Raw genomic sequence first — 12,683 nt, 5'->3', positions numbered from 1 at the left:
AATGGCTAGAGAAGCAAAAAAAGATCCGAATGAGTTGACGGTGGAACAGAAAGTGAAGACTCTGTACCAACTGCAAACTATGTTGTCTAAGATTGACGAGATCAAGACATTGAGAGGTGAACTTCCGTTGGAAGTACAAGACCTTGAAGATGAGATTGCCGGTTTGAGTACTCGTATCGACAAGATTAAAGCTGAAGTAGATGAACTTAGAACAGCTATTTCCGGCAAGAAGGTAGAGATTGAAACGGCTAAAGCTTCGGTTGAAAAATATAAGTCACAACAAGACAATGTCCGCAACAACCGTGAATATGACTTCCTGACAAAAGAAATCGAGTTCCAGACACTGGAAATCGAACTTTGCGAGAAGAGAATCAAGGAATACTCTGCAGACAAAGAAGAAAAAGAGATTGAAGTAGAGAAGAACGAACTGATTCTGAACGAAAGAAAAAAAGACCTCGAACAGAAGAAGAGCGAACTGGACGAAATTATCTCTGAAACCAAGCAGGAAGAAGAGAAATTGAGAGACAAAGCCAAAGATTTGGAAACTAAGATTGAGCCGCGTCTGTTGCAGTCATTCAAACGTATCCGTAAGAACTCCCGCAACGGTTTGGGTATCGTGTACGTACAGCGTGATGCGTGTGGTGGTTGCTTTAACAAGATTCCGCCTCAGAGACAGTTGGATATCCGTTCTCGTAAAAAAGTGATCGTTTGCGAATATTGCGGACGTATCATGATTGACCCGGAATTGGCTGGTGTACAGCTCGAACACAAGGTAGAGGAAGCTCCGGCACCAACAACAAAAAGAGCAATCAGAAGAAAAACAGCAGAATAAGAGTTTGCATTTTTGCTATATTTTTCAAAGCTCCGCGTCATGGCGGAGCTTTTTTTATACTCCTTTCTTAACATTTCCGAAATAAACAAACCAAACCTTTAGTTGTTATCATATCATTTCAATAAAAACCTGAACTGATATGAATATACGAGTGTGGGGCACATCGCTCCTTATGTTTCTTTCGACTGTATCCGTGGTTGGGCAAACTGCCAACCGTTATCTGAAAGCGCCTCTCCCCGGCGAATGGGAAGAGAGCGGAGAAGTGTTCCAACAGACCCTTCCGGTGGACGATCATTGGTGGAAATCTTTCCAGGACAGCAAACTGGATTCTTTGATTGCCCTGGCTGTGGACAGAAATTTCTCTGTTGCGATGGCTATCAACCGTATATCCGCCGCCCGTGCCAATCTTTGGATGGAGCGCAGCAATTTCTTTCCTTCCATCGGGCTGAATGCCGGATGGACTCGCGAGGAAACAAGCGGAAATACAAGTGCCTTGCCCCAATCTACGGAACATTACTACGATGCTTCACTCAGCATGAGCTGGGAAATTGACATCTTCGGCAGTATCCGCAAACGGGTAAAAGCACAAAAAGAAAATTTTGCCGCAAGTAAAGAAGAATACACGGGAGTGATGATTTCTATGGCGGCGGAAGTAGCCTCAGCCTATATCAACCTGCGTGAATTGCAGCAGCAGCTTGAAGTGGTGGAAAAGAATGCCGCTTCTCAGGCGGAAGTGTTGAAAATCACGGAAGTACGTTATAACACCGGACTTGTCGCCAAACTGGACGTGGCGCAGGCGAAATCCGTTTTGTATAATACAAGGGCATCTATTCCGCAACTGGAAGCCGGTGTTAATCAGTATATTACGACGTTGGCAGTTTTGCTGGGCATGTATCCCCAGGAAATCCGCCCGGTTTTGGAAGTGGCAGGAACATTGCCCGATTATATGGAACCCATCGGAGTGGGTATGCCTGTTGATTTGTTGTTGAGAAGACCCGATGTGCGGAGTGCAGAACGGAATGTAAACGCACAGGCAGCATTGCTCGGAGCTTCCAAAGCCGATTGGCTGCCGAAAGTTTTTCTGAAAGGTTCATTTGGATATGCTGCCCGTGACTTAAAAGATTTGGTGAAAAGTAAAAGCATGACTTATGAGATTGCTCCGGCATTGAGTTGGACGATTTTCAGTGGCGGCCAACTGGTCAATGCGACAAGGTTGGCAAAAGCCCAATTGGATGAAACGGTTAATCAGTTTAATCAAACGGTGTTGACTGCCGTGCAGGAAACTGACAATGCGATGAATTCCTATCGAAATTCTATCAAACAGATTGTGGCGCTGAGAGAAGTGCGCAATCAAGGCGTCGAGACATTGAAGCTTTCCTTAGAACTTTACAAACAAGGGCTTTCTCCTTTCCAAAACGTGCTTGACGCACAACGTTCCCTATTATCTTACGAAAATCAACTGGTACAGGCAGAAGGGAGTTCATTGTTGCAACTTATAGCCCTTTACAAAGCCTTGGGCGGTGGCTGGCGAGAATAAAAAGAATTTATAATTAAAATATAACCTAACGGATATGAAAAAACTAATGTATATCTTTCTTGCGCTACCGATATTGACAGGATGCAAGGAGAAAAAAGGCGCAGGAGCGATGGGAGGGATGCCTACTCCTGAAATTAGCGTGACCAAACCAGTAGTAGAAGATATTACCTTGACGAAAGATTACCCGGGCTATCTGACAACGGAGCAAACGGTAAACTTGGTGGCGAGGGTTAACGGGACGTTGCAGTCCACTTCTTACACTCCGGGCGGGAGAGTAAAGAAAGGGCAGTTGCTATTTGTCATCGAGCCTACCTTATATAAAGATAAGGTGGAACAGGCGAAAGCGGATTTGCAAACTGCCCGGGCGCAACTGGAGTACGCACGCAGCAATTATAGCCGTATGAAAGAAGCTATAAAGAGTGATGCGGTAAGTCAGATACAGCTACTTCAATCGGAAGCTAATGTGACAGAAGGCGTTGCGGCGGTGAATAATGCGGAAGCTGCTTTGAGTACGGCACATACGAATTTGGGATATTGCTACGTCCGCGCTCCCTTCGACGGGACTATCACGAAGTCGACTGTGGATATAGGAAGTTATGTGGGCGGCTCGTTGCAGCCCGTTACCTTGGCCACTATTTATAAAGACGACCAGATGTACGCGTATTTTAATGTGGCGGATAATCAATGGCTGGGCATGGCGATGAACGATGAACAATCGGCAAAGAATCTGCCGCAGAAGATTATGGTGCAACTGGGCAAAGACGGGATGAAATCTTATCCTGCCGTATTGGATTATCTGTCTCCGAATGTAGATATGAGCACGGGAACATTGACCGTACGTGCCAATTTTGACAACCCGAAAGGTGTTTTGAAGAGCGGATTATATGTGAGCATTACCCTTCCTTATGGAGAAGCTGAAAATGCCATATTAGTGAAAGAAGCTTCAATAGGAACCGACCAGTTGGGTAAATATCTGTATGTTGTAAATGACTCGGATATAGTTCATTACCGTCATATTGAGGTGGGGCAGTTGATGGGTGATACTTTACGCCAGGTGATGAGCGGAATTTCCCCGCAAGAGCGTTATGTCACGGAAGCGCTGATGAAAGTCAGAGACGGAATGAAGATAAAACCTATACCATAAAGGGCGGGGAGTTCTTTCATTTTAAGTATTAATCCTAAACTCATAGATTTATGTTTTCTAAATTCTTTATAAACCGACCGATTTTTGCCACAGTGCTTGCCTTGCTCATTGTGGTAGCCGGTTTGGTGACACTAAATATATTGCCTGTAGCGCAATTCCCGGAAATTACACCGCCAACGGTGCAGGTATCTGCTGTTTATCCGGGAGCAAATGCCGAGACAGTGGCCCAGACGGTAGGTATTCCTATCGAACAGCAAGTGAATGGTGTAGATGGTATGCTCTATATGTCTTCCAATTCTTCTTCTTCGGGAGCATACTCTCTGACTATCACTTTCGCTGTCGGTACGGATATCGACATGGCAACCGTACAAGTACAAAACAGGGTAAGTATTGCACAGTCTTCGCTTCCCGAACCGGTAGTGGTGCAGGGGGTGACTGTACAGAAGCAATCTTCAAATATTGTTATGTTCCTGACGATGAGTTCGCAGGATTCTGTTTACAATAGCTTGTATCTGACAAACTACGCTAAACTGAATCTTGTTGACCAACTGACCCGTGTGCCGGGGGTAGGCGCGGTGAATGTTATGGGAGCGGGGGACTATTCCATGCGTGTCTGGCTGGATCCCGAAGCTATGCGGATTCGTAATATTTCACCACAACAAGTCTACCAGGCTATCCAGTCGCAGAATGTGGAAGTTTCTGCGGGATATATCGGGCAGCCTATCGGACAAGATAATAAGAATGCGTTTCAATATACTCTCAATGTGCAGGGAAGGCTTAATTCGCCGGAACAGTTCGGCAATATTGTCATCCGGACAGAGAAAGATGGAGCGATGCTTCGCTTGAAAGATATTGCACGGATTGATTTAGGCTCCGCTTCTTATAGTGTAGTATCGCGGCTGAACGGAAAACCTACGGCAGCTATCGCTATTTATCAGCAACCGGGTTCCAACTCTTTGGACGTTTCAAAAGGAGTGAAAGCCAAAATGGGAGAGTTGGCTGCCAATTTTCCATCAGGGGTTGCCTATAATGTGACATTGGATACAACGGACGTGATTCATGCTTCTATCGACGAAGTAATGGTAACGTTTCTGGAGACAACCTTATTGGTGGTACTTGTTATTTTCCTGTTCCTTCAGAACTGGAGGGCGGTTATTATTCCTTGTCTCACTATTCCGGTTTCTTTGATTGGTACGCTTGCTGTGATGGCGGCGTTTGGTTTCTCTATCAATACGCTGACATTGTTCGGATTGATTTTGGCAGTCGCCATCGTAGTGGATGATGCGATAGTGGTCGTGGAGAATGCTTCGAGACTGTTGGAAACCGGGCAGTATTCTCCTCGTGAGGCAGTGACGAGGGCAATGGGAGAGATTACGGGGCCGATTGTCGGGGTGGTGCTTGTATTGCTTGCCGTGTTTATTCCTACGATGTTGATTAGCGGCATCTCCGGTCAGTTATATAAGCAGTTTGCGTTGACTATTGCTGCGTCGACCGTATTGAGCGGTTTTAATTCATTGACATTGACGCCTGCGCTTTGTGCGTTGTTTCTTGAAAAGAGCAAGCCTTCCAAGTTCTTTATATACAGAGGATTCAACAAGGCTTATGATAAAACGCAAGGTGCGTATGACGGGATAGTGAAATGGTTGCTCAAACGTCCGGGCTTCAGCTTTGTTTCTTATGCCATTTTGACGGTTATTGCTGTTCTGCTCTTTATGCACTGGCCTTCTACGTTTGTTCCCGATGAGGACGACGGGTATTTTATAGCAGTGGTTCAGTTGCCGCCTGCTTCCAGTTTGGAACGTACACAAGCGGTGGGTGATAAGATTAATGCCATACTTGACTCGTATCCTGAAGTACAGAATTACATTGGCATTTCCGGTTTTTCTATTATGGGCGGCGGTGAACAGAGTAATTCGGCTACCTACTTTGTCGTATTGAAAAACTGGAGCAAGAGGAAAGGGAAGGAGCATACGGCTGCTGCCGTTGTCAACCGTTTCAATGGTGAAGCATATATGACGATTCAAGCCGGACAAGTGTTTGCCATGGTTCCGCCGGCAATTCCCGGCTTGGGAGCTTCGGGCGGTTTGCAGCTTCAGGTGGAAGACCGGAACAACTTAGGGCCGACAGAGATGCAGCAGGCTGTCAATGCTCTGTTGGCTTCTTATCGTACCAAACCTGCTTTGGCTTCTATATCCAGCCAGTATCAGGCGAATGTGCCACAATATTTCCTCAATATAGACCGTGATAAAGTCCAGTTCATGGGAATTGCCCTGAATGATGTCTTTTCGACATTAGGATATTATATGGGAGCGGCATACGTGAATGATTTTGTAGAATTCGGGCGGATTTATCAAGTGAAAATTGAGGCACGTGACCAAGCCCAACGGGTGATTGATGATGTGCTGAAGTTGAGTGTGCCGAATTCGGCAGGAGAGATGGTTCCTTTCTCTTCCTTTACCAAAGTGGAAGAGCAGTTGGGACAGGATCAGATTAACCGGTATAATATGTATTCTACTGCGGCTTTGACTTGTAATGTTGCGCCCGGAAGTAGTACGGGACAGGCTATTCAAGAAGTGGAAGCACTGTTTAAGGAGCAATTGGGAGATGAGTTCGGTTACGAATGGACTTCTGTTGCTTATCAGGAAACTCAGGCGGGAAATACGACGACTATCGTCCTGATTATGGCTTTGATTGTTGCCTTCCTGGTTTTGGCGGCTCAATATGAAAGTTGGACGAGTCCGGTAGCGGCTGTCATCGGATTGCCGGTAGCACTGTTGGGAGCAATGATTGGCTGTCTGATTATGGGTACTCCGGTGAGTATTTATACGCAGATCGGTATTATCCTGTTGATTGCTCTTTCGGCAAAGAACGGAATCTTGATTGTGGAATTTGCCCGTGATTTCCGTGCCGAAGGCAACTCTATCCGCGATGCTGCATTTGAAGCGGGGCATGTCCGGCTACGTCCGATTCTAATGACGTCTTTTGCTTTTGTCTTAGGAGTGATGCCTTTATTATTTGCGACGGGAGCAGGTGCGGAAAGCCGTATTGCGTTGGGTGCCGCAGTGGTATTCGGTATGGCAATGAATACTTTATTGGCTACGGTTTATGTCCCTAACTTCTATGAGTTGATGCAGAAACTACAGGAGAGGTTCAGCAAAAAGAAAGTGGATGATAATGGGAAGAAAGGCATTATAACGCAGGGGTAAAAAGTGCTTTGAGGGCTATTTGGAAGGGTAGTTGATATAGTGACGCTATCCGTTCATGATAGCGTCATTATAGTAGGCAAATAGCGTCACTATCTTGAACGGATAGTGACGCTATATTTATGCTGTGGATAAAGTGTGTTTTTGAGGATTGAATGAACGGATGATTATAGGGAATTGTAATCAGGAATATCTTTCAGAAAAGCATAGCTCTGATTTTCATAATCCATCCGGCAGCAGTAATGTTGCATCCCATTACTGACAATCAGATATTCTACTTTCAACACCATATTGTATCGGGTAATCTGATCGAAGACCGCTTGTGTGATTTCAATGTGGGGAGCTTTGTATTCCACAATCATCCGGGCGGATAGATCTCTCCGGTATAGCACCGTATCACATCTTTTGGTAGTACCGTTCAACTTTACCATCACTTCATTGGCCAGAAGCGCGGATGGATACCCTTTGTGTGCAATAAGAAAGTGAACGAAGTGCTGTCGTACCCATTCTTCAGGGGTAAGTGCGACATATCGTTTGCGAATCACGTCGAAAATTACATTTTTTCCGTTTCGTACGTTTATTTTAGTGTCGAATACTGGTAGGTTTAACGATAACATTTATTATTTTTGTAAGTTAAATAACGGGTTCCTTTATTTGGAACCACAAATTTAATGAAATTATGAAAACAAAAGAAGAAATCGTCGCTAATTGGCTGCCGCGTTACACAAAACGTAACCTGGAGGATTTTGGAGAGTATATTCTGTTGACTAACTTCAACAAGTACGTAGAGATTTTCGCCAATCAATTTGATGTTCCAATATTAGGCAGGGATGCTAACATGATCTCCGCTACTGCTGAAGGTATTACAATGATTAACTTTGGTATGGGGAGTCCTAATGCCGCCATTATCATGGATTTACTGGGTGCCATTCGTCCGAAGGCGTGTCTGTTCCTTGGTAAATGTGGGGGCATCGACAAAAAGAACCAGCTTGGTGATTTGATTCTTCCTATTGCCGCTATCCGTGGTGAGGGAACTTCCAACGACTATTTTCCGCCTGAAGTTCCGGCATTACCCGCTTTTATGTTGCAACGTGCCGTTTCTTCATCTATCCGTGACAAAGGACGTGACTACTGGACAGGTACTGTATATACCACCAACCGCCGCATTTGGGAACATGACGAAGCGTTCAAAGAATATCTAAAAACGACTCGTGCCATGGCAGTGGATATGGAAACAGCCACTTTGTTCAGTTGTGGTTTTGCCAATCATATTCCTACAGGTGCGTTACTTTTGGTTTCTGACCAGCCGATGACTCCCGACGGAGTGAAAACGGATAAGAGCGACAACCTGGTCACTAGAAATTACGTAGAAGAGCATGTGGAGATAGGTATCGCTTCCTTGCGCATGATTATTGATGAAAAGAAAACTGTAAAACACTTGAAATTTGACTGGTAACTTCCGGTCTGGAAATATATATGGCAAAACAAGAACTGACGTGTGATGACATTCTCAAAGAGTTGAGGGCGAAGCAATATCGCCCTGTCTATTATCTGATGGGGGAAGAATCGTACTATATCGACCTGATTGCAGATTATATTACGGATAATGTGTTGAACGAAACGGAAAAGGAGTTCAACCTGACCGTCGTGTATGGAGCTGATGTAGATGTAGCTACTATTATAAATGCTGCAAAACGTTATCCGATGATGTCTGAACATCAAGTGGTGGTGGTAAAGGAAGCACAGGCAATCCGCAATATGGAGGAATTGTCTTACTATCTTCAGAAGCCGCTGCTCTCTACTATTTTGGTGATATGCCATAAACACGGTACGTTAGACCGCAGGAAAAAGTTGGCTGCCGAAATAGATAAAGTGGGTGTATTATTCGAGTCGAAGAAGATAAAGGATGCGCAACTACCGGCTTTTATTTCTTCTTATATGAAACGTAAAGGAGTGGATATGGAACCTAAAGCGACTGCTATGCTGGCTGATTTTGTAGGCTCTGATTTAAGCCGTCTGACTGGAGAACTGGAGAAGTTGATTATCACTTTGCCCACTGGTCAGAGACGTGTAACCCCTGAACAAATTGAAAAGAATATTGGTATAAGCAAGGATTATAATAACTTTGAATTGCGGAGTGCGCTTGTAGAAAAGGATATTCTCAAAGCAAACAAGATAATAAAATATTTTGAGGAAAACCCGAAAACGAATCCGATACAGATGACGTTATCTCTGCTTTTTAGCTTTTACTCTAACCTTATGCTGGCATATTATGCACCTGATAAATCGGAGCAGGGAATTGCCAGTATGCTGGGATTAAAGACGCCCTGGCAAGCTAAAGATTATCTGGCTGCCATGCGAAAATACAGTGGAGTAAAGACGATGCAAATCGTTGGTGAAATACGATATGCTGATGCAAAATCAAAAGGAGTAAAGAATAGCTCAATGACAGACGGAGATATTCTCCGCGAATTAGTGTTTAATATTTTACATTAGGAAGAACGGGATTTTGATATAAAAAGAAGGCGTATACTTTTACTATATATAGAATAGAGTATATGCCTTTTTTATATTCCCGAAATTACGTTTTTATTCTGATAGTTTGCATCTATGTTTTGAATAAAAAATTGAACAATAAATTCACTCAATTTTTCCTATCTTCTCTTGATTGCTAATCTGTCTTTAGCGAACTTTTAATTTCTTCATTTTAATTCCGTTCAGTTGTTCTCGATATTATTCTTTAGTTGGATGAGGAGATTTCTTCCATTGATAAATTTGGATTCTTATTGAAATGTAGTAGAAGCAAAAATAAGATCAGTCTAAAACTGATTTAGTCCATGACAAAGTGGAAAATCCTTTTTAGATAATGATTTCAAAATATCATTTTGATAGTTTGAAGGTTTTTAGTGGATAATTACTGCTATTTTTCTATTTCAATTAAATAGAAAGCTGGGAAAATATAGCTTAAGTGGCTATATTACAATCTATTATGTGTGATTTAACCTTCTTAGAATTGAAAAAATACAATGAATTGGGAGATGGGACGGAAATATCGCAAGGATTTGATATTTAAGAGTGGAATGTAAAGGATGATTAGATAAAATCATAAAATACATTCGTAAATATTGGTGTTTATCCTTTATTTTATTGCAACTGCAACTTCTTGTATTTACGTTTGTATATTTATGATTATACATTCGTGTTTAATATATATGTGAATACAATACATATGTGTTTAAATAGGTGCTATCACAAATGTGCATTAGTTGATTTACAAAACTAAATTACGTTATATAAATGTAGTGGGAGAGTGTTTAACACTCATATTTATATACGCTATATATTTGAATATCATATATATATACTGATTGTATGATTTGTTACTGTAAATCAGCGATTTATTGACGGTGTATTTTTGTGAATGTAGTAATTTTCTCTATAGTATTTATGCATAATATGTTTATTATCAGATAGTAATAACTATTGATTAAACAGGAAGTGTGATAATGAAATTTGGATTATTATCATACTTACAAAAGTGATATTCTAAATGTGAATAATTAAATACTTTTGTAATATTGATATTTTTATATCTGTAATTTGTTTTTGTGAAATGTAATATTTACCTTTGTATAGTGATTGATTTTATATATATATTTGTGAAATCAACATTTAGTACTACAATTGTAATTCAATAAAGGCGCAGTATGGAAATAAAAGACAGAATTAGAATGATTATGGAAAGGGAAAAAGTTCCCCCCAGAGTTTTTGCTGAAACAATCGGAGTTCAACAGTCTACTCTTTCTCATATTCTAAATGATAGAAACAAGCCGAGTCTGGAAGTAGTGATGAAAGTTCACCAAACCTATAGTTATGTAAATCTTGAATGGTTGCTATATGGAAAAGGTGAAATGCTGGCTTCTGCAGAAGAGCCTTCATTAGCTTCTCCCAATGGTGATTATCAGCCTTCTTTATTCGACGAGAATCCTGTAAATCCGTCCAAAGAGACGATTGCTCCGGAAAATCGCAGGGAAATGGCGTTAAGAAGCACCGAAAATGCACCGAAAGAGATTGTAAAACAGGAGATTAGGTATATAGAAAAGCCTGCCAGAAAAATCACTGAAATAAGAATTTTCTTTGATGATAATACCTATGAAACGTTTAGGCCTGAAAAATAAGAGGTAAAATCGCTGGTTTGAGCAAATTCCTGTATCTTTGCATCCGGAATACGAATTTATACTTTTATATCCATACATGAAGAAATTTATTTTAGATCTGACGGTTACGGAGAATATCAAACTGCATGCTAATTATGTATTGCTAAAACTGACTTCTTCGTCGTTACTGCCCGAAATGTTGCCTGGGCAGTTTGCCGAACTCCGGGTGGACGGTTCGCTTACTACATTCCTGCGTCGCCCTATTTCCATTAATTTTGTAGATAAACAACGAAATGAAGTATGGTTTCTGATCCAAATGGTTGGAGACGGAACAAAGCGCCTGGCAGAGATAAATCCGGGCGATGTAATCAACACGATACTTCCGTTGGGAAATGGCTACACAATGCCGCAAACGCCTTCAGATAAGCTCCTGTTAGTTGGTGGTGGTGTCGGAACAGCTCCTATGTTGTATTTGGGTGAACAATTGGCTAAAAACGGGCATAAACCTATCTTCCTTTTGGGTGCCCGTAGTGATAAAGACTTGCTTCAACTGGATGAATTTGCTAAATATGGTGAAGTGTATACTACTACGGAAGATGGCAGCCATGGAGAAAAAGGATATGTCACCCAACATTCCATATTAAATAAGGTACGGTTTGAGCAGATTTACACTTGTGGTCCTAAACCTATGATGGTGGCTGTGGCGAAATATGCCAAAAGTAATCAGATAGAATGCGAAGTATCTTTGGAAAATACAATGGCTTGTGGTATCGGAGCATGTTTATGCTGTGTGGAAAATACGACAGAAGGTCACTTGTGTGTATGTAAAGAAGGTCCTGTTTTTAATATAAATAAACTACTATGGCAGATTTGAGTGTAAACATTGGTGAATTGCAAATGAAAAATCCGGTGATGACAGCATCCGGTACATTTGGATATGGTGAAGAGTTCTCAGATTTCATTGATATAGCGCGAATAGGCGGTATTATTGTAAAGGGTACTACTCTTCACAAACGTGAAGGAAATCCTTATCCGCGTATGGCCGAAACCCCTTCGGGCATGTTAAACGCTGTAGGACTGCAGAATAAGGGTGTTGACTACTTCGTAGAACATATATATCCCCGCATAAAGGACATCCAAACGAATATGATTGTAAACGTTTCGGGTTCTGCTATCGAAGATTATGTGAAAACAGCCGAAATCATTAATGAACTTGACAAAATTCCTGCCATAGAATTAAACATCTCTTGCCCTAATGTGAAGCAAGGTGGCATGGCTTTTGGTGTGTCAGCAAAAGGTGCGTCAGAAGTAGTGAAAGCCGTGCGTTCTGCTTACAAAAAGACACTTATAGTAAAACTCTCTCCAAACGTCACTGACATCACCGAAATAGCTCGCGCGGCAGAAGAAAGTGGTGCGGATAGTGTGTCATTAATCAATACATTACTGGGAATGGCGATTGATGCGGAGCGTAAACGACCTATTTTATCAACTATAACAGGCGGAATGTCCGGTGCTGCCGTAAAACCTATTGCATTGCGTATGGTATGGCAGGTTGCTAAAGCGGTAAATATTCCTGTCATTGGCTTGGGCGGTATTATGGACTGGAAAGATGCGGTTGAGTTTATGCTTGCAGGTGCATCTGCAATCCAAATTGGTACGGCAAATTTCATAGATCCGGCTGTTACTATCAAAGTGGAAGATGGTATAAATAATTACTTGGAAAGACACGGATGTAAGTCTGTAAAGGAAATTATTGGCGCACTTGAGGTATAACTACAAACATACAATAACCATTCGCACCAGGTATGCA

The 12,683-nt window shown here is 42.1% G+C and carries 10 protein-coding genes; 9 read left to right on the top strand and 1 reads right to left on the bottom strand.

Annotation, left to right across the window (positions count from 1 at the left end; genetic code table 11):
- Position 1 precedes the first annotated feature (1 nt).
- From BacF7301_RS18260 to BacF7301_RS18245, 4 genes are all read left to right on the top strand, one after another.
- A complete protein-coding gene (locus tag BacF7301_RS18260) occupies positions 2 to 832 on the top strand; it encodes a zinc ribbon domain-containing protein (protein WP_167965034.1) in 831 nt (276 codons plus the stop codon).
- Between the two features lie 139 nt (positions 833 to 971).
- Complete coding sequence (locus tag BacF7301_RS18255; RefSeq protein ID WP_167965032.1) at positions 972 to 2,369, top strand: efflux transporter outer membrane subunit; 1,398 nt, start codon at positions 972 to 974, stop codon at positions 2,367 to 2,369.
- Positions 2,370 to 2,403: 34 nt separating this feature from the next.
- Positions 2,404 to 3,513 carry an efflux RND transporter periplasmic adaptor subunit gene (locus tag BacF7301_RS18250; protein ID WP_167965030.1) on the top strand — a complete coding sequence of 370 codons (1,110 nt, stop codon included), beginning with the start codon at positions 2,404 to 2,406 and terminating at the stop codon, positions 3,511 to 3,513.
- 50 nt (positions 3,514 to 3,563) lie between these two features.
- A complete protein-coding gene (locus tag BacF7301_RS18245) occupies positions 3,564 to 6,719 on the top strand; it encodes an efflux RND transporter permease subunit (RefSeq protein WP_167965028.1) in 3,156 nt (1,051 codons plus the stop codon).
- 164 nt (positions 6,720 to 6,883) lie between these two features.
- On the opposite strand, the gene BacF7301_RS18240 is transcribed toward BacF7301_RS18245, so the two are convergent.
- Complete coding sequence (locus BacF7301_RS18240) at positions 6,884 to 7,333, bottom strand: type I restriction enzyme HsdR N-terminal domain-containing protein (RefSeq protein ID WP_167965026.1); 450 nt, start codon at positions 7,331 to 7,333, stop codon at positions 6,884 to 6,886.
- A 62-nt stretch (positions 7,334 to 7,395) separates the two neighbouring features.
- On the opposite strand from BacF7301_RS18240, the gene BacF7301_RS18235 reads away from it, so the two are divergent.
- The 5 genes from BacF7301_RS18235 to BacF7301_RS18215 all read left to right on the top strand — a co-directional run bounded on the left by BacF7301_RS18235 (position 7,396) and on the right by BacF7301_RS18215 (position 12,646).
- A complete protein-coding gene (locus tag BacF7301_RS18235) occupies positions 7,396 to 8,172 on the top strand; it encodes an AMP nucleosidase (protein ID WP_167965024.1) in 777 nt (258 codons plus the stop codon).
- Positions 8,173 to 8,192: 20 nt separating this feature from the next.
- Positions 8,193 to 9,212, top strand: coding sequence for a DNA polymerase III subunit delta (gene holA / locus BacF7301_RS18230; RefSeq protein WP_073345382.1), 1,020 nt, complete (start codon positions 8,193 to 8,195; stop codon positions 9,210 to 9,212).
- 1,211 nt (positions 9,213 to 10,423) lie between these two features.
- A complete protein-coding gene (locus BacF7301_RS18225) occupies positions 10,424 to 10,894 on the top strand; it encodes a helix-turn-helix domain-containing protein (RefSeq protein ID WP_167965023.1) in 471 nt (156 codons plus the stop codon).
- Between the two features lie 76 nt (positions 10,895 to 10,970).
- Positions 10,971 to 11,747 (top strand): dihydroorotate dehydrogenase electron transfer subunit, encoded by a 777-nt coding sequence (locus BacF7301_RS18220; protein WP_167965021.1) that lies wholly within the window; start codon positions 10,971 to 10,973, stop codon positions 11,745 to 11,747.
- Complete coding sequence (locus BacF7301_RS18215; RefSeq protein WP_167965019.1) at positions 11,735 to 12,646, top strand: dihydroorotate dehydrogenase; 912 nt, start codon at positions 11,735 to 11,737, stop codon at positions 12,644 to 12,646. Before BacF7301_RS18220 ends, BacF7301_RS18215 begins: the two co-directional genes overlap by 13 nt.
- The last annotated feature ends 37 nt before the right edge of the window (positions 12,647 to 12,683 follow it).

Origin of the sequence: Bacteroides faecium (assembly GCF_012113595.1) — a bacterium.
GTDB lineage: Bacteria > Bacteroidota > Bacteroidia > Bacteroidales > Bacteroidaceae > Bacteroides > Bacteroides faecium.
Note: the sequence above shows the minus strand (reverse complement) of the source record. Positions and strands in the feature narration are given on the sequence as shown.

What these genes read in the sequence shown, in the direction of transcription:
- BacF7301_RS18250 (WP_167965030.1), top strand. Translation starts at nt 2,404, where the DNA reads ATGAAAAAACTAATGTATATCTTTCTTGCGCTACCGATATTGACAGGA.
- BacF7301_RS18240 (WP_167965026.1), bottom strand. Translation starts at nt 7,333, where the DNA reads ATGTTATCGTTAAACCTACCAGTATTCGACACTAAAATAAACGTACGA.
- holA (WP_073345382.1), top strand. Translation starts at nt 8,193, where the DNA reads ATGGCAAAACAAGAACTGACGTGTGATGACATTCTCAAAGAGTTGAGG.
- BacF7301_RS18255 (WP_167965032.1), top strand. Translation starts at nt 972, where the DNA reads ATGAATATACGAGTGTGGGGCACATCGCTCCTTATGTTTCTTTCGACT.
- BacF7301_RS18245 (WP_167965028.1), top strand. Translation starts at nt 3,564, where the DNA reads ATGTTTTCTAAATTCTTTATAAACCGACCGATTTTTGCCACAGTGCTT.
- BacF7301_RS18225 (WP_167965023.1), top strand. Translation starts at nt 10,424, where the DNA reads ATGGAAATAAAAGACAGAATTAGAATGATTATGGAAAGGGAAAAAGTT.
- BacF7301_RS18220 (WP_167965021.1), top strand. Translation starts at nt 10,971, where the DNA reads ATGAAGAAATTTATTTTAGATCTGACGGTTACGGAGAATATCAAACTG.
- BacF7301_RS18260 (WP_167965034.1), top strand. Translation starts at nt 2, where the DNA reads ATGGCTAGAGAAGCAAAAAAAGATCCGAATGAGTTGACGGTGGAACAG.
- BacF7301_RS18215 (WP_167965019.1), top strand. Translation starts at nt 11,735, where the DNA reads ATGGCAGATTTGAGTGTAAACATTGGTGAATTGCAAATGAAAAATCCG.
- BacF7301_RS18235 (WP_167965024.1), top strand. Translation starts at nt 7,396, where the DNA reads ATGAAAACAAAAGAAGAAATCGTCGCTAATTGGCTGCCGCGTTACACA.